The 15,165-nt window shown below is 64.0% G+C and carries 15 protein-coding genes and 1 pseudogene; 9 read left to right on the forward strand and 7 right to left on the reverse strand.

The genetic code is table 11. The features are described from left to right. Nucleotides 1-3: 3 nt before the first annotated feature. Complete coding sequence (locus BLQ71_RS15885) at nt 4-933, reverse strand: alpha/beta hydrolase (protein ID WP_074622404.1); 930 nt, start codon at nt 931-933, stop codon at nt 4-6. Between the two features lie 189 nt (nt 934-1,122). On the opposite strand from BLQ71_RS15885, the gene dnaE reads away from it, so the two are divergent. Both dnaE and BLQ71_RS15895 read left to right on the forward strand, forming a co-directional pair. Then, entirely contained in the window at nt 1,123-4,659 is a 3,537-nt protein-coding gene (gene dnaE / locus BLQ71_RS15890) for a DNA polymerase III subunit alpha (protein WP_043144773.1), read from the forward strand. Between the two features lie 97 nt (nt 4,660-4,756). Beyond that, nucleotides 4,757-5,575 carry a hypothetical protein gene (locus tag BLQ71_RS15895; protein ID WP_043144705.1) on the forward strand — a complete coding sequence of 273 codons (819 nt, stop codon included), beginning with the start codon at nt 4,757-4,759 and terminating at the stop codon, nt 5,573-5,575. Nucleotides 5,576-5,655: 80 nt separating this feature from the next. Here the strand turns inward: BLQ71_RS15895 and BLQ71_RS15900 are convergent, their stop codons facing one another. Further along, complete coding sequence (locus tag BLQ71_RS15900; protein WP_043144703.1) at nt 5,656-5,862, reverse strand: SlyX family protein; 207 nt, start codon at nt 5,860-5,862, stop codon at nt 5,656-5,658. A gap of 128 nt (nt 5,863-5,990) precedes the next feature. On the opposite strand from BLQ71_RS15900, the gene hisS reads away from it, so the two are divergent. The 3 genes from hisS to hisG are packed head-to-tail and all read left to right on the forward strand — an operon-like array spanning nt 5,991 to nt 9,231. After that, a complete protein-coding gene (gene hisS / locus BLQ71_RS15905) occupies nt 5,991-7,463 on the forward strand; it encodes a histidine--tRNA ligase (RefSeq protein ID WP_074622405.1) in 1,473 nt (490 codons plus the stop codon). Continuing rightward, nucleotides 7,460-8,542 carry an ATP phosphoribosyltransferase regulatory subunit gene (locus BLQ71_RS15910; RefSeq protein ID WP_074622406.1) on the forward strand — a complete coding sequence of 361 codons (1,083 nt, stop codon included), beginning with the start codon at nt 7,460-7,462 and terminating at the stop codon, nt 8,540-8,542. The genes hisS and BLQ71_RS15910 overlap by 4 nt, the downstream gene beginning before the upstream one ends. After that, nucleotides 8,539-9,231 carry an ATP phosphoribosyltransferase gene (hisG, locus tag BLQ71_RS15915; RefSeq protein WP_043144699.1) on the forward strand — a complete coding sequence of 231 codons (693 nt, stop codon included), beginning with the start codon at nt 8,539-8,541 and terminating at the stop codon, nt 9,229-9,231. The genes BLQ71_RS15910 and hisG overlap by 4 nt, the downstream gene beginning before the upstream one ends. A 53-nt stretch (nt 9,232-9,284) precedes the next feature. On the opposite strand, the gene yghU is transcribed toward hisG, so the two are convergent. Beyond that, on the reverse strand, nt 9,285-10,130 hold the full coding sequence (yghU, locus tag BLQ71_RS15920) for a glutathione-dependent disulfide-bond oxidoreductase (protein WP_074622407.1): 846 nt from the start codon (nt 10,128-10,130) through the stop codon (nt 9,285-9,287). A 70-nt stretch (nt 10,131-10,200) separates the two neighbouring features. Here yghU and BLQ71_RS15925 point away from each other — a divergent pair, with 70 nt between their 5' ends. After that, nucleotides 10,201-10,701, forward strand: coding sequence for a YdcF family protein (locus BLQ71_RS15925; RefSeq protein ID WP_229754890.1), 501 nt, complete (start codon nt 10,201-10,203; stop codon nt 10,699-10,701). Between the two features lie 15 nt (nt 10,702-10,716). Here the strand turns inward: BLQ71_RS15925 and BLQ71_RS15930 are convergent, their stop codons facing one another. Both BLQ71_RS15930 and BLQ71_RS15935 read right to left on the reverse strand, forming a co-directional pair. Continuing rightward, entirely contained in the window at nt 10,717-11,106 is a 390-nt protein-coding gene (locus BLQ71_RS15930; RefSeq protein WP_043144694.1) for a hypothetical protein, read from the reverse strand. 83 nt (nt 11,107-11,189) lie between these two features. Next, nucleotides 11,190-11,621: a DUF1489 family protein gene (locus BLQ71_RS15935; RefSeq protein ID WP_074622436.1), complete on the reverse strand. Its 432-nt coding sequence runs from the start codon at nt 11,619-11,621 to the stop codon at nt 11,190-11,192. 348 nt (nt 11,622-11,969) lie between these two features. On the opposite strand from BLQ71_RS15935, the pseudogene BLQ71_RS26825 reads away from it, so the two are divergent. Then, nucleotides 11,970-12,657: pseudogene (locus BLQ71_RS26825) on the forward strand (SDR family oxidoreductase). Between the two features lie 131 nt (nt 12,658-12,788). On the opposite strand, the gene BLQ71_RS15945 reads toward BLQ71_RS26825, so the two are convergent. Further along, on the reverse strand, nt 12,789-13,502 hold the full coding sequence (locus BLQ71_RS15945; protein WP_229754891.1) for an IclR family transcriptional regulator: 714 nt from the start codon (nt 13,500-13,502) through the stop codon (nt 12,789-12,791). A 390-nt stretch (nt 13,503-13,892) separates the two neighbouring features. Here BLQ71_RS15945 and BLQ71_RS27160 point away from each other — a divergent pair, with 390 nt between their 5' ends. Together BLQ71_RS27160 and BLQ71_RS27075 are read left to right on the forward strand one after the other, a co-directional pair. After that, nucleotides 13,893-14,240 carry a hypothetical protein gene (locus BLQ71_RS27160; RefSeq protein ID WP_198548590.1) on the forward strand — a complete coding sequence of 116 codons (348 nt, stop codon included), beginning with the start codon at nt 13,893-13,895 and terminating at the stop codon, nt 14,238-14,240. Between the two features lie 212 nt (nt 14,241-14,452). Then, a complete protein-coding gene (locus BLQ71_RS27075) occupies nt 14,453-14,701 on the forward strand; it encodes an amidohydrolase family protein (RefSeq protein WP_074622411.1) in 249 nt (82 codons plus the stop codon). On the opposite strand, the gene BLQ71_RS15965 is transcribed toward BLQ71_RS27075, so the two are convergent. Further along, nucleotides 14,609-15,115 carry a LysR substrate-binding domain-containing protein gene (locus BLQ71_RS15965; protein WP_074622412.1) on the reverse strand — a complete coding sequence of 169 codons (507 nt, stop codon included), beginning with the start codon at nt 15,113-15,115 and terminating at the stop codon, nt 14,609-14,611. The two genes, BLQ71_RS27075 and BLQ71_RS15965, sit on opposite strands and share 93 nt — an antisense overlap. Nucleotides 15,116-15,165 lie beyond the last annotated feature (50 nt).

Here is a 15,165-nt window from a genome sequence, read left to right on the forward strand (position 1 = left end):
CCGTCAGGGCCGGTCCGGCACCATGAACTCGGCGATGCGGTTGATCGCCGAGGTGACGTTCAGGATGCCGTTATGCCCGCCGTGGTCGTATTCTTCCATCTGCGCGCCGGGCCAGGCAGCGGCAAGGGGGCGCGCCTTTTCTACCGGGGCGGCGTAATCGTTGCGGGACTGAACGATCAAAAGGTCCTCGTCCCGGGTTTCGGCCACCGGCAGCCAGGGGCGATCAATGGGGCAGGGAGCGCCGAGCGCGCTCACCCGATCGACGAACTGTTCGAGGCAGCGGCCCGACAGCCCGTATTGCCGGCCGCCGAGGCGGATCAACCCGGGCAGGTCCAGTGGTACCGAGATCAGCGTCATGCGCGGTGCCGAAATACCCCGTTCAAGCGCGTGGAACATCGCGTTCGCGGCGACGCAATGGGCGACGAGCCCCGCGTAGGGCCCTTCGGACTGCGTGGCCCGGCAGATTGCGTCCACGATGTCACCGAGACTGCAGACCCTGCGCTTGGCGTGGCCGTGGCCGGGATAGATCAGCATGTCGACCGTAGCCCCCCGTTTCTGCAGGGCGCGGACGACACGGGTGAACTGGCGGATATGTCCGTCATGTCCGGGTGCGATCAAAACGCGGGGCGCATCGGCCGCGTTCCCGCGAAAGCGCGAGCGCAAGACAAAGCAGTCCTGTCCCAGGTCGACGATTTCGAACCGATGTGACCGGCCCGCAAGCCTATCCAGCACGGCCTGGTCGGAGGTCAGGTAACGGCGTGCCAGTTTGTCGGCGGCCAGGCGGGGTGCAAGGATCGTTGCCGACAGCAGCACCGTACGGCGCAGTCGGGCCCGCAGGCCGCGGCCGGGTGTCAGGTTCGGGGCGGAACTGTCGGGGGAGGTGGACCCGGGCGCCGTTTCGACACGCGCAATACTATCTGCATGGATCTGCATGACTGGTACTGAAATCCCATCGGCGGCATGTGACTTTCCTGGGCTCAGAATGACACTAAAATACAATCAGGGCACGACTTTGTCGGGATTGTGCCCACGGCGGGGCCGTTCGGAAGTATGCCGCCATTCCCGGGATCGGGGCACGGATTGGGGCTTTTGCCAGAAAAGACCACAGCATAGGGTATGCAAATGGCCGATCCCCGATTCATTCACCTGCGTGTCCACACCGAATATTCCCTGCTCGAAGGCGCCGTGCGGCTGAAAAAGCTGCCCGGGCTCTGCACCGACATGGGAATGCCCGCGGTGGCCGTGACCGACACCAATAACCTCTTTGCCGCGCTGGAGTTTTCCGTCGGTGCCAGCGGCGCCGGCGTGCAGCCGATCATCGGCTGTCAGGTCGATCTGCGCTATATCGATCCGCAGCCGGGGGAGCGCCCGAAACCGCCCGCGCCGCTGGTCCTGCTGGCCCAGACAGAGACCGGGTACGAGCACCTGATGAAGCTCAACTCGTGCCTGTACCTGCGCAAGGATACGGAACTGGCCCATGTGACGCTGGACGAGCTGGCGGCGCATTCCGAGGACGTGATCTGCCTCAGCGGCGGGCCGGACGGGCCGGTGGGCCGGCACCTGCGGCAGGGACATCGCGGCGCGGCGCAGGCCCTGATGACGCGGCTGGCCGAGATCTTTGGCGACAGGCTTTATGTCGAACTCCAGCGCCACCCGGGCGAGGACGGCACTCCGCCCGAGGCCGAGCGCCTGACGGAACGCGGTTTCGTCGAGATGGCCTACGAGATGAACCTGCCGCTGGTCGCCACCAACGACGTCTATTTCCCCAAGGAAAACATGTACGAGGCGCATGACGCGATGATCTGCATCGCCGACGGCGCCTATGTCGACCAACAGGAACCCCGTCGGCGCCTGACGCCACAGCATTACTTCAAGAGCCCGCAGGAAATGGCGGTCCTGTTCGCCGACCTTCCAGAGGCGCTGGACAACACAGTCGAGATCGCCCGGCGCTGCGCCTTTATGGCCTACAAGCGCCCGCCGATCCTGCCGAAATTCGCCGATGACGAGGTCGCGGAACTGCGCCGCATGGCCAATGAGGGGCTGCAAGCCCGTCTTGCGGTGATCCCGCACGCGGTCAGTGTCGAGGAATACCAGGAGCGGCTCGATTTCGAGCTGGGCATCATCGAGGGCATGGGCTTTCCCGGCTACTTCCTGATCGTTGCCGATTTTATCCAGTGGGCCAAGGACAACACCATCCCGGTTGGGCCGGGGCGGGGGTCGGGGGCAGGCAGCCTTGTTGCCTATGCGCTGACCATTACCGACCTTGACCCGCTGCGCTACTCGCTGCTGTTCGAACGCTTCCTGAACCCGGAACGGGTGTCGATGCCGGACTTCGACATCGACTTCTGCATGGATCGCCGCGAAGAGGTGATCCGTTACGTGCAGGACAAGTACGGCCACGACAAGGTGGCGCAGATCATCACCTTTGGCGCGCTGCTGTCCAAGGCGGCGGTGCGCGACATGGGCCGGGTGTTGCAGATGCCCTACGGTCAGGTGGACCGCCTGTCCAAGATGATCCCGGTCGAGGGGGTGAAACCCGTCTCGATCGAAAAGGCGTTGCAGGACGAACCGCGCCTGGCCGAAGAGGCCCGCAACGAGGAGGTCGTCGACCGCCTGCTGAAATATGGCATGCAGGTCGAGGGGCTGCTGCGCTCGGCGGGCACCCACGCGGCGGGGGTCGTCATCGCCGACCGTCCCACGGACGAGCTGGTGCCGCTTTATCGCGATCCGCGCTCGGACATGCCGGCGACGCAGTTCAACATGAAATGGGTCGAACAGGCCGGCCTCGTGAAATTCGACTTTCTCGGCCTCAAGACCCTGACCGTGATCCAGAACGCGATGGATCTGATCTTCAAGTCCGGGCGCCCGTTGCACGTGGCGGCGGATGGCACGGAACTGTACGAACCGGCGGAAGGGGCGGAAAACCACATCAACGCCATCCCGCTGGACGACGAGGTGACCTACAAGCTCTATGCCAGCGCGAAAACGGTGGCGGTGTTCCAGGTTGAAAGCTCGGGCATGATGGATGCGCTCAAGCGCATGAAGCCAACCTGTATCGAGGACATCGTCGCGCTGGTGGCGCTGTATCGTCCGGGCCCGATGGAAAACATCCCGGTCTACTGCGAGGTCAAGAACGGCCTGCGCGAGATCACCTCTGTCCATCCGTTGATCGACCACATCCTGGAAGAGACGCAGGGCATCATCGTCTACCAGGAACAGGTGATGCAGATCGCCCAGGTCATGGCGAAATACACGCTGGGCGGCGCTGACCTGCTGCGCCGGGCGATGGGCAAGAAGATCAAGGAGGCAATGGACGCCGAACGCCCCAAGTTCACCAAGGGGGCGGCGGAAAACGGTGTCGACGCCAAGAAGGCCTCGGAGGTTTTCGACCTTCTGGAAAAATTCGCCAACTACGGCTTCAACAAATCGCACGCGGCCGCCTATGCGGTGGTCAGTTACCAGACCGCCTGGCTGAAGGCGAACCACGCGGTCGAGTTCATGGCCGGTGTCATGAACTGCGATATCCACCTGACCGACAAGCTGGCGGTCTATTTCGAAGAAGTTCGCAAGGGCCTGAAACTGTCCTGGGTGCCGCCCTGCGTGAACCGGTCTCAAGCGACTTTTGACGTTGTCGACGGCGAGCTGGTCTATGCTCTGGGCGCGCTCAAGAACGTCGGGCTCGAAGTCATGCGGCTGGTGGTCGCGGGACGGGCCGAAGGGGCGCCGCAGGGCCAGGATCGGCCCTTCGTCAACATCTATGACTTCGCGCGCCGGGTGGATCTCAAGAAGATCGGCAAGCGCCCGCTGGAGATGATGGCGCGTGCGGGGTGTTTCGATGTGCTGGATTCGAACCGGCGGCGGATCTTCGACTCGCTTGATGCGCTGGTTGCCTATTCGGCGGCGATCCACGAACAGAAAGCCAGTGCGCAGGTGTCGCTGTTTGGCGAGGCGGGCGAGGACCTGCCGGAACCGCGCCTGTCGCCGGTGTCCGACTGGCTGCCCGCGGAACGGTTGGCCGAGGAATTCAAGGCGGTCGGTTTCTACCTCTCGGGCCACCCGCTGGACGACTACATGCCGCAACTGCGCCGGGTCGAACGCAATGGCAATTTCGTGACCCTGGACGAGCTGACCCACAAGGTGCAGTCCAACGGGCCGATGCTGGCCAAGCTGGCGGGCGTGGTGGCTGGTCGGCAGGAACGCAAATCGGCGCGCGGCAACCGTTTTGCCTTCGCCCAGCTGTCGGATCCGACCGGCGCCTACGAGGTCACGCTGTTCTCGGAGGCGCTGGAGAAATCGCGCGAATACCTGGAAAGCGGCTCCAAGGTGCTGGTCACGGTCGAGGCGACGATGGAATCGGACCAGCTCAAGCTGTTGGGCCGTTCCGTCGCGCCGGTCGAGGTGGTGGTGGCCGGGGCCGGGGGCAGCGGTTTGCGCATCTATGTCGAATCCGCAGGCGCCCTGCCGCAGGTCGCCTCTGTCCTTGGGCGTGCGGCGGAACAGATGCCCAAGGCGGCGCGCGGGCCGATCCAGCTGTGCCTCAGCGACCCCAGTCTGCCGGGCGAGGTCGAACTGGACGCCGGCCTGGAATTCCCGGTCAGCCCCGAGATCAAGGGCGCGGTGAAATCGCTCGACGGGGTGCTGGCGGTCGAGGAAATCTGAACCGTATCGGCGGTCGTTGGCGCAATCTGTCGACGGCCAAGGTGGACGCGGCCCCCTTGACCGCGCTAGAACCCCCGGAGTTTTCGGGGAGAACGACATGGGCGCTCGCGTGATCAGGGGGGGATTTGTCCTCTGCGTGGGACTTTTTCTGGCTGGCTGTGGCGATCCGCTGTCCGGCGTTCCCAAGTATCAGGACGTGCCGCTGGCCGATGATGCCGGTCAGGCCGATGTGGTAACGCCGGAAACCCCGCGCACGCCGGTGACAGATGCGCCGCCCCGGCGCGGGCTCCTGGGCCTGTTCGGCGCGAGGGCCGCGGCGGCCAAGCGCGACGACGCCACGGAACTGGCCGCTGCGGGGGGCGCAACCCTCGACGAGGACGCCGACAGGCCACGGAAACGTGCCCGCGCGCCGCGCCCCGGTGCGCCGGATGCGCGCGAGATTCCCTTTGGCACCCGGCTGCCCTATGGGCAGATCGCCCGTGTCTGCGATGCGCCTCGCCGCAAGCTGGGCAAGAAGATCGAAGGGTATCCCGAGCGCCGCAGCACCTATGTTCTTTATGACAGCGCTCCGGACACAAGCAGCGCGCGCAGCTTCTATCTGACCGGGTTCGACGATGGCTGTGCCCGGCAGTTCACCGCGGCGCTGGTGATCTTTGGCTCGCCCGAAAGCTACGAACAGATCCACTATGGCCCCTCGGGAGAGGCGCAGCCGATCTCGGAGACGGACAAGGCCTATGAGAAGGTCAAGCGACGCGTCTGCGGTGTCCGCAAGGGCAAACCCTGCGGGTCCAAGATGCGGCGGCTGGAGCGCGACACTGTCTTTGTCAGCGTCTACGAGCGGTTCGGCAGCAATCCCCGCTGGAAGAACATCCTGTTGCACGACGGTGAAGTCGTCGCGATGGACATGAAGGACTGACAGGGGCGCCGGAGGTGGGGCGGTGGGTTGGAACAACCCACCCTACAGGCGCGGGCCAATTGCCCCGCGACGATGGCGCCCTAATAATGCGGTGGTTTCTCGTCTCCGAAGATGACTCCGCCGGAGCCTTCCGCCTCGCGCGCGGCCTCTCGTTGCAAGAGCATCTCGACCCGCGCGGTGAGGCGGGTGATCTCGCGGTCTTGGCGGGCGACGGTTTCGGAGAGGTCGTCGAGCGCGCGCAGGGCGTGGGCGAGACCTTCTTCCAGTTGATCGGTTCTGTCGGTCATGGGCTGCGCTCCGTGGTTGGGTCAGGGGTGGGTATGTCTACCAGGAAGAAGCTGCAAGGCGCTCTGCTTGCCCCGCACCGGTCGAAGGGATAGAGGAAGCGCGACATATCCGACAACCGGGATGACTCATGGCCAAGCAGAAGAAAGCCCCGCGCCCCAAGGCGCAGACACCCAAGGGGTTCCGCGATTATTTCGGTCCCGAAGTGACCGAGCGCGCAGAGATGCTCAACACCATCGCCGGGGTTTACCATCAATACGGTTTCGATGCGCTGGAAAGCTCGGGCGTGGAGACGGTCGAGGCGCTGGGCAAGTTCCTGCCCGACGTGGATCGCCCGAACGAGGGCGTCTTTGCCTGGCAGGACGAGGACGACAGCTGGATGGCGCTGCGTTATGACCTGACGGCGCCCCTGGCGCGGGTCTATGCCCAGCATCGGAACGATCTGCCGCTGCCCTACCGGCGCTACGCGATGGGGCCGGTCTGGCGTAACGAAAAGCCGGGGCCGGGGCGCTATCGGCAGTTCTACCAGTGCGATGCGGATACCGTGGGTGCGGGCAGCGTGGCGGCGGATGCCGAGATCTGCGCGATGCTGGCGGATACCTTGGAGAAGGTCGGCATTCCGCGCGGGGATTACCTGATCCGGGTCAACAACCGGAAGGTTCTGAACGGTGTGCTGGAATGCATGGGGCTGGACGATGATGCCCAGCGCGATGCGGTGCTGCGGACCATCGACAAGTTCGACAAGGTCGGCGAGGCCGGGGTGCGCGAGCTTTTGGGAAAGGGCCGGCTGGATGCCTCGGGCGCCTATATCGACGGCGTTGGCCTGAGCGACGCGCAGGCCGAGCCGGTCGTCGCCTTCCTGACCTCGGGCAGGCTGGAGGCGGCGGAGACACTGGCCAACTTGCGCGCCGCGATTGGCGCGTCGACCGTGGGCGAAGAGGGCGTGGCCGAGCTGGAGCAGATCGCCGAGTTGCTGGCGGCGCAGGGCTACGGCCCTGACCGGATCATCATCGACCCGTCGGTCGTGCGTGGCCTGGGCTATTACACGGGGCCGGTCTTCGAGGCCGAGCTGACTTTCGAGATCCTGGATGAGAAGGGTCGCAAGCGGCAGTTCGGCTCTGTTGCCGGGGGCGGGCGCTATGATGATCTCGTCAAGCGGTTCACCGGGCAGGCGGTGCCGGCCACCGGCGTCAGCATCGGGGTTGACCGGCTGCTGGCGGCGCTGCGCGAAAAGGGCCGCATCGGTGGCAGCGTGCAGGGGCCGGTGGTCGTGACGGTGATGGATCGTGACCGCATGGGGGACTACCAGGCGATGGTGGCAGAATTGCGCCAGGCCGGGCTGCGGGCCGAGGTTTATCTTGGCAATCCCAAGAACTTTGGCAACCAGTTGAAATACGCGGACAAGCGGGCAAGCCCTGTCGCCGTGATCGAAGGCGGTGACGAGAAGGACAAGGGCGTGGTGCAGATCAAGGACCTGATCCTTGGCGCCAAGTTGGCCGAGGATGCCAGCCTCGAGGAATGGAAAGACCATCCCAGCCAATACGAGGTGCCGCGCGACCAGATGGTGGCCAAGGTCCAAGAAATCCTGGACCTGCACAAATGAGCCTTGCCGCGATCAAGGAAAAGGCGGCCACGCTCAAGGCGGGGTTCATCGAAAGCGGTGCGGAGCCGGTGGATTGTCCCGTGCTGCTCCCGGCGGACACGTTGCTGGATCTCTATGGCGAGGACATCCGCACGCGCGCCTTCCTGACCCATGATCCGGTGCGGGGCGAAGTCATCCTGCGCCCGGATTTCACCGTCCCGGTGGTGCAGAAACATATGGCCGAGGGCGCGGAACCGGCGCGCTATACCTATGCCGGAGAGATCTTTCGCCGGCAGGAAGAGCACCCGGAACGCCCTTCGGAGTATCACCAGGTGGGCTACGAGGTCTTTGACCGGGCCGACCCGGCGGGTGCCGATGCCGAGGTCTTTGCCAGGTTTTCGGAGGCTCTGGCGTCTTACGGATTGCGGGCCGTGGTGGGCGATATCGGCATCCTGATCGCCGCTGTGGAAGGGTTGGAGACGTCTGAGGCGCGCAAGGCGGCGCTTATGCGGCATATCTGGCGGCCGCGCCGGTTCCGGGCGCTGCTGGATCGGTACGCGGGCAGGGCGCCGGTGCCGTCCAGCCGGACCGCGCTGCTGGCTTCGCCGGATCCGCTGTCGCTGGCCGGGCCGATGATCGGGCTGCGCGGTACCGCAGAAATCGCGGCGCGCGTCGATGCCCTGCGCGCGGATGCGCAGGACCCGGTGTTGCCGGGCGATCAGGTGGACCTGCTGGAAGCGCTGGTGAAGGTTTCGGAAACCTGCGGCAACGCGCTGGAGCAGCTGCGGGACATCGCGGTGGACATGCCTGCCATCGCCGGGGCGGTCGACCGCATGGCTGCGCGGTGCGTGGCGCTGGCTGCGCGGGGGATCGACGTGACCTCGTTGATGTTCGACGCGAATTTCGGCCGGACCTCGATGGAATATTACGACGGGTTCGTTTTCGGGTTCTCGGCGCGCGGCCGACCGGACTGGCCGCTGGTGGCGTCGGGCGGACGCTATGACGCGCTGACCCGACAGTTGGGGCAGGGCAGAGAGATCCCCGCGGTGGGCGGTGTGATCCGGCCCGGCCTGCTGGTCGACCTGGAGGAGGCGGCATGAGCATCAAGCTTGGGGTGCCCTCCAAGGGGCGCTTGATGGAGAAGACCTTTGACTGGTTCGGTGCGCGTGGCATCGGCTTGGCGCGCAGTGGGTCAGAGCGCGAGTATTCCGGAGAGGTGACCGGCGTCGAGGGTGTCGAACTGGTGCTTCTGAGCGCCGGGGAAATCCCGCGCGAACTGGCGGCGGGGCGCATTCACCTGGGCGTCACGGGGACCGACCTGGTGCAGGAAAAGCTGGTGCAATGGGATCAGAAGGTGGCGCCGCTTGCCGAACTGGGCTTTGGTCATGCCGACCTGATCGTGGCGGTGCCCTCTTGCTGGGTGGATGTGAACACGCTGGACGATCTGGACGCGGCGGCGGCGGCCTTTCGCGCGCGGCACGGGTTCCGCATGCGGATCGCGACCAAGTACCACCGGCTGGTGCGCGCCTACCTGCACGAGGGTGGCGTTTCTGATTACCAGCTGGTCGACAGCCAGGGGGCGACCGAAGGCACGGTCAAGAACCTGACCGCCGAGGCCATCGCAGACATTACCTCGTCGGGGGAAACCCTGCGCGCCAACCATCTCAAGATCCTGGCCGAAGAACCCGTTTTGCGCAGCCAGGCGACCCTGTTCAAGTCGCGCGTTGCGCCGCTGGAAGAAGGGGAGCGCGAGACCATGCGGCTTTTGCAGGACCGGCTGGGTCTCTAGACCACGCGCAATGGGATGCCCCGGGCCTCGCACTGCGGGCCCGGGGCGAAATGTCACTCGGCCTTGGTCACAAGTCCGGTTTCGAAATCGCTGGCGGCGTGGCGTTCCGGCAGCATGCCCTCATCGGTCCGGTTCACGAGGCGGCCGCGTTGGACCGCCGGACGCTCCAGGATTTCATCCGCCCAGCGCAGCACGTTGGTATAGGTTTTCACGTCCAGGAACTCGCCCGCGTTGTAGGATTCCCCGTGGACGGTGCGACCGTACCAGGGCCAGATGGCCATGTCGGCAATCGTGTAGTCTTTGCCCACCATGTAGCGGTTTTCCGCAAGATGCCGGTCGAGGACATCCAGCTGGCGCTTGGTCTCCATCGCGAAACGGTTGATCGGATATTCCATCGGGTAGGGCGCATAGGCGTAGAAATGGCCGAAACCGCCGCCCAGGTAAGGGGCGCTGCCCATCTGCCAGAACAGCCAGCTGAGCATCTCGGCGCGCTTTTCGCGTGGCCCTTGGAAAGCATCGAACTTCTCGGCCAGGTGCATCAGGATGGCGCCGGATTCGAAGACCCGGACCGGCTCCGGCCCGGACCGATCCACCAGCGCGGGGATCTTCGAGTTCGGGTTGATCTCGACAAAGCCCGAGCCGAACTGGTCGCCCTTGCCGATGCGGATCAGCCATGCATCGTATTCGGCATCGTGCCCGGCGGCCAGCAACTCTTCCAGGAGGATGGTGACCTTGACCCCGTTCGGTGTGCCCTGCGAGTAGAGCTGGAACGGATGATCCCCGACGGGCAGTTCCTTGTCATGGGTGGCCCCGGCGATGGGGCGGTTCAGCGACCCCCAGGTGCCGCCGTTTTCCTTGTCCCAGGTCCAGACTTTGGGGGGCGTATACTGTTCGGTCATGGCGCGTGTCCTTCTCATATCTCGTCGCAGAACCTATAGGTCCTGAAGCGAAATGCCAGAGGGGGCAGGGGTGCACAAAGCATGTGCAAAGACGCAAGGGGCGGCGCTGGTGCTTGGGGCGGCAGTGCGCCCGGACGGGACGCCCTCGCCTGCTGTGGTGCGCCGGGTCGGGCATGCCGTCGCGCTTTGGCAGTCAGGTCAGGTGGGCCTGTTGGTGCTGTCCGGGGGTGTCCGCACGCATCCGCCAACAGAGGCCGAGGTCATGGCACGGCTCTGCCGCGAGGCGGGCGTGCCGGACGCGGCCCTGCTGCTGGAAACCCGCGCGCTGACCACCGAGGAGAACATGCGTCTTGCGCAACCTTTGCTGGCCGGGCTGGGTTGCCAGGACGTGGTGATCGTGACCGACAGGTACCACGCCGCGCGGGCGCGGCTGGTGGCGCAGCGGGTTGGGTTGCGGGCAACGGCCAGTTGCCCGCGTTTGACGGGCGCCCCGATGTCGCGCGTGCTGCGTGCCTGGGCGCGCGAGGCGGTGGCGCTTGGCTGGTACTGGCTGCGCGGGGCCGGACGCTGATCCGGCCCCGCCACGTCATCCGGGCAGGATGACCTCGATGTATTGCATGTAGCCGTTCTGGCCGTAGACGTTGACGATCACATGCATGTTGCCGCGCATGATCGCATTGGCCACATGTGGCGGCATGTAGCCGTTGTTGACCATCTGCTCCAGCCGAGCGCGTGCATTGATGTCTCCAAAGTAGGGATCCCACTGGTCCCCGTATTGCGAGATCCCAAAGCGGTGGTAGTTGGCCCGGTCCTGACGCAGAACCTGTGCCGGTGTGCTTAGCCGGACGCCATTGGAATTGTAGAGATCCTGCTGCCCGATGAAGGCGTTGTAGGACCCAATCAACTGCTGCGCCTGCACTGCGGCGGGCGCCAGCAACACGCAGGCAAGAGCGGAAAGAAGGAAACGGCGCTTCATGATGGCCTCCCGTCATCTGTTGGCGATAGCAAGAGTCTAGCACCGGTTTGACAATCGCACCTTGATGCAGGCCAAGCCCGGGATCAGAGCACGCCGATTTCGGCCAAGGCTCCGGCCAGTTCGGGGGGCAGCGGCTCTTCTTCCGCCCGGCTTCCCGGCAGGTCGGGCGGGGCGTCGGCGGCGGCGAGGTAGCGCCAGCCCTGGAACGCGCGCTTGGGCGCGGCAGCGGTGCGGGTAATCTCCGGGTCCAGCACAAGGGCGCAGCGGTTGATCCCGTCCGCGCCCGTGACCGGGTCAAGCCGCAGGATACGTTGGCGGCACTGGATCAGCCCCTTGATCACCCAGTAGATCGAGCCGCCGTTCAACACCTCTTCCTCGCGCCGGGGCCACATGCGGGTGATGTGTCGCGGCAGACCATCTTCGGTCTGGGCGCGTCGCATGCCTTGCCAGTCCATCAGGCTGTCGACGCTCTCCGTGCCCGCGCTGAGTTTTATCAGGTGAGTTGTCTTGGCCATGTCATCCCCTTGGCTGCCAAGGATCATAGCGGTGCCTGTCTCGGGTTCAAGCCGGGGGAGGCGCGTGTTGATCCTTGCCTCAAAGTTGATCCGGATCGTGATCGTGGCCTTGTGGTTGCGGGTGGTGGTGGGAGGTCGGCTTGCTGTCTTTGGAATTATTCAACTACAAAAATAGTCGGTTACAATTAATGATAGGCTTGTGCCTTTGTGCTCGGGCTGGCGGTCCTGTCGGTGAGAGTGCCGATTTCTGTAGGTCGCTCCAGTCTTGGGGCGCAGTGGTATTCTTGAGGAGGAGCGGCGATGAGTGTGTCGGATGAGGTCGTTTTGATCAGCGGTGCAGCCAGGGGGATGGGCGCAAACGAGGCGCGGAGCTTTGCCGCCGCGGGTGCAAAGCTGGTGCTGGGCGATGTTCTCGACGACGAGGTGCAGGCGCTTGCTGCGGAGCTTGACGAAGAGGCGGCCCTCGCGGTGCATCTGGATGTGACTAGGGCGAAGATTGGGAGGCTGCCGTCGCCGCAGCGGTAGCGCGTTTCGGCAGGATCGACGTGCTGGTCAACAATGCCGGTATCCTGCGGTTCTCGGGCATCGAGACCTGTACGGACGAGCAATGGGAGCAGGTGATCGGGATCAATCTTGGGGCGTTTTCAAAGGGATTTGCGCCGTCACCCCTGCGATGAAAGATGCGGGTGGAGGCTCGATCGTCAATATCCCGTCGACGTCGGGAATGAAGGGCTTTGCCGATGTGCTGGCCTATATTTCCTCCAAGTTCGGAATCCGGGGGCTGACAAAGGCCGATGCTGTCGAGCTTGCGCCGTTGAACATCCGGGTCAACTCTGTTCATCCGGGGAATATCAATACGGATAAAGTCGACGACCTCTATCCCAATTTCAACCACGGCCCGATGAACCGCCTGGGCGAACCTGAGGAGATCAGCAAGCTGGTGATGTTTCTGGCCGGTGACGACAGCTCGTTCTCGACCGGGGCCGAGTTCGTGGCGGATGGCGGCGAGACCAGCGGTATGCCCAATTTGTTCTGATGCCATACGGGTAGCGCCTCACAGCGTCGCCCTATTTCAAACGTATTCCGCGAATTCGATAATCTATGGATAATTGTAATGCATGAACTGTCCGCCAGCCGGATCGGCCGTCGCGCTTGGCGTGTTCTGCCTCAATGGGCCGGCACGTACTCCAGTTCTGATGACAGGTCGCCGGCGGCTTCGATCAGGGCGGGAATGAACCCTTCCTCTGCCCGGCCCTTGAGGTAGTGGTCCTGTCCGAAAATGGTGATGGCCATGACCATCTGCCCTGCATGATCAAAGACCGGCGCCGCATAGGCCGAAATGCCGGGCACTGGTGGGACAACGACCGTTGCGTAACCGACCTCTCGGATATGGTCGAGTTCCTTGCGGGACATGAAGCGGTGGACGCCAACCCGCCCGCTGTCGGTCTTTTCCCGTTTCTCAAGGTTGATCGTGGCCTCGACCGTCGCTTCGGGCAGGAAGGCGGAAAAGACCCGGCCACTGGCAGTGCCGGACATCGAATAGACCTTGCCGGGGCGAGTGTTCATGTTCAGCTGGCTGCCGCTTTCCGTGACCACGGTTGGCCCGAAGGATCCCCAGACCACCAGGGCAACGTGCAGGGCCGTGCGGTCTGCAAGTTCCGTAACCGCGTCGGTGGCCAGGCTTATCGGGTCAATGGTGCGTATGCTGGTCACGCCTAGATCAAGCGCGAAGCGTCCACGGCGATAGTGGCCCATTTCCTCGTCCTGTTCGATCAGGCCGATCTTGCGATAGCTGACGAGGTAGGCATGTGCCTGGGCGGGGGCGAAGCCAGCGACCTGTGCAAGATACTTGAGCATCATCGGTTCGATTTCTTCTGCCATGGGCAGTCCGCTCGGCATTGTCCTCGGACCAATGGCGGATCAATACCTCGCCATTGACGAGGAGGTGGATCTTGGTCGTGAAGCCACCACGCGAACGGCCAAAACTCTGTCGCGGAGTCCCCCTTTAACGGGAAAATCACGGATGTGCGAAAACGAAGGCCAGTGGACCGTGCAGGGAGGTCGGCCACACTGCTGCCCGGCGAGCCGGCCGTGCGAAGGTATCCGAGCGTTCTGGGACGAACTGCCCCCCCCGCGCGCCCATTCTCACGTGCGTCAGTTTTGTGTGTGAAGGCGGCTCTTGCTTTGCCTTGTTCATGAGGAGATACGCGAAAAGACTGCGGATACTGCAAAGCGCTTTACAACCGATAAAAGCGCTGGAGTGACGGGGGCGTGTTCGCTCGGATCATTGCGGGCATGGCGTCCGAACGCAGCGAAGAAAAGACCGTCATGATCGACGCGTCCAAGCTGAAAACCTGCCATGCGGCGTCCGGCACTGCATCGAAGGGATTTCGGTCAACAGAGCCCCTCGATCAACTGAAGAGATCTCTAAAAGCGTTCGTTGCGGGCGTTATTAAACGCTTTTCTTACACAATCCATTTCGAGGCGCAACTGACCCATCCGACCGCGTTGGCCGAGGCAATGGTGCCCTGCGGCACGTCGCCGATCTATTCGGAATGCCTCGACTTGCTGAGCGCGGCCGCGGATGAGGGCATCGAGGCGGCGCAGAACCTGTTTTGAGACCATGACAAGCCACCCTATCGCCTGTTCGCCTTTGCCCCGGGAAAGAAGACCGCAGCCACGGTCACCGAGGCGGTGCTGAACATGGAACCGGTGATCGGGCTGGGCGAGTTCGAGCATTTCACCTACAGCTCCGGCAGCGAAGACGATTTCCGCAAGGCCACCTAGGTCCGCGAAAAGGGGGGGGCATCAACCTGATCCATGCGATCAAGATGGCGACGCTGAACTCCGCACGGTCCTTCCACATGGACGACAGGCTTGGTTCACTGATGCCCGGGCGTTACGCCGATATCGTGCTGACCGACAGCCTGTCGACCATCAACCCACGCTTCGTTTTCAAGGGGGGCGAGCCGCCGTGCGTCGCCGTTTCAGTCGATCGACGCGCCAAGCGCGCGGCGCATCTCTTCGGTGAACATCGACGAAGCCAGCCCATGCGCGCGTTTCTGTCGGCGGACCAGTGACAGGGTGTTGCTGCCGAAGGCGCCGTCGCGGATCGGGATATAGGTCAGCTTGCCCTCGCGGCGTTCCTCGAGGATGTCGAACCGGCTGAGAAAGGCGATCCCGCCGCTGCCTGTGGCGTTACTCTTCATCGCCTCAATGGAATTGGTCTCGAAGGCGGGGTTGACGTCCTGCCCGGAGGCGTCGAACGCCTCGGCCACGATCTGTCGTATCGGCATGGATTTGTCCGCGAAAATCAGCGGATAGGTGAGGCATTCGCTTAGCGGCACCATGTTCATATGTGCGATCGGATGTGCCGTCGAAACCACCGTGCCGAGTTGCGCGTTCATCCGGGGCATGACTTCGATAGTCGGCGTGGGCGGCAGGTTGTAGGCAAAGCCCAGATCGGCCTTGCCATCCAGCACCGCCTGCAGCACGTGCTTGTTGATCGAGGGAGAGGCAGGTTAAGCCGCTCCCCCGCCGCGCG

The sequence above is a fragment of the Antarctobacter albus genome, assembly GCF_900101505.1.
GTDB classification, from domain to species: Bacteria; Pseudomonadota; Alphaproteobacteria; order Rhodobacterales; family Rhodobacteraceae; genus Antarctobacter; species Antarctobacter albus.

What these genes read in the sequence shown, in the direction of transcription:
- BLQ71_RS15895 (WP_043144705.1), top strand. Translation starts at nt 4,757, where the DNA reads ATGGGCGCTCGCGTGATCAGGGGGGGATTTGTCCTCTGCGTGGGACTT.
- BLQ71_RS15910 (WP_074622406.1), top strand. Translation starts at nt 7,460, where the DNA reads ATGAGCCTTGCCGCGATCAAGGAAAAGGCGGCCACGCTCAAGGCGGGG.
- dnaE (WP_043144773.1), top strand. Translation starts at nt 1,123, where the DNA reads ATGGCCGATCCCCGATTCATTCACCTGCGTGTCCACACCGAATATTCC.
- BLQ71_RS15945 (WP_229754891.1), bottom strand. Translation starts at nt 13,502, where the DNA reads ATGGCAGAAGAAATCGAACCGATGATGCTCAAGTATCTTGCACAGGTC.
- hisS (WP_074622405.1), top strand. Translation starts at nt 5,991, where the DNA reads ATGGCCAAGCAGAAGAAAGCCCCGCGCCCCAAGGCGCAGACACCCAAG.
- yghU (WP_074622407.1), bottom strand. Translation starts at nt 10,130, where the DNA reads ATGACCGAACAGTATACGCCCCCCAAAGTCTGGACCTGGGACAAGGAA.
- BLQ71_RS15885 (WP_074622404.1), bottom strand. Translation starts at nt 933, where the DNA reads ATGCAGATCCATGCAGATAGTATTGCGCGTGTCGAAACGGCGCCCGGG.
- BLQ71_RS27075 (WP_074622411.1), top strand. Translation starts at nt 14,453, where the DNA reads ATGGCGACGCTGAACTCCGCACGGTCCTTCCACATGGACGACAGGCTT.
- hisG (WP_043144699.1), top strand. Translation starts at nt 8,539, where the DNA reads ATGAGCATCAAGCTTGGGGTGCCCTCCAAGGGGCGCTTGATGGAGAAG.
- BLQ71_RS15930 (WP_043144694.1), bottom strand. Translation starts at nt 11,106, where the DNA reads ATGAAGCGCCGTTTCCTTCTTTCCGCTCTTGCCTGCGTGTTGCTGGCG.
- BLQ71_RS15900 (WP_043144703.1), bottom strand. Translation starts at nt 5,862, where the DNA reads ATGACCGACAGAACCGATCAACTGGAAGAAGGTCTCGCCCACGCCCTG.
- BLQ71_RS15935 (WP_074622436.1), bottom strand. Translation starts at nt 11,621, where the DNA reads ATGGCCAAGACAACTCACCTGATAAAACTCAGCGCGGGCACGGAGAGC.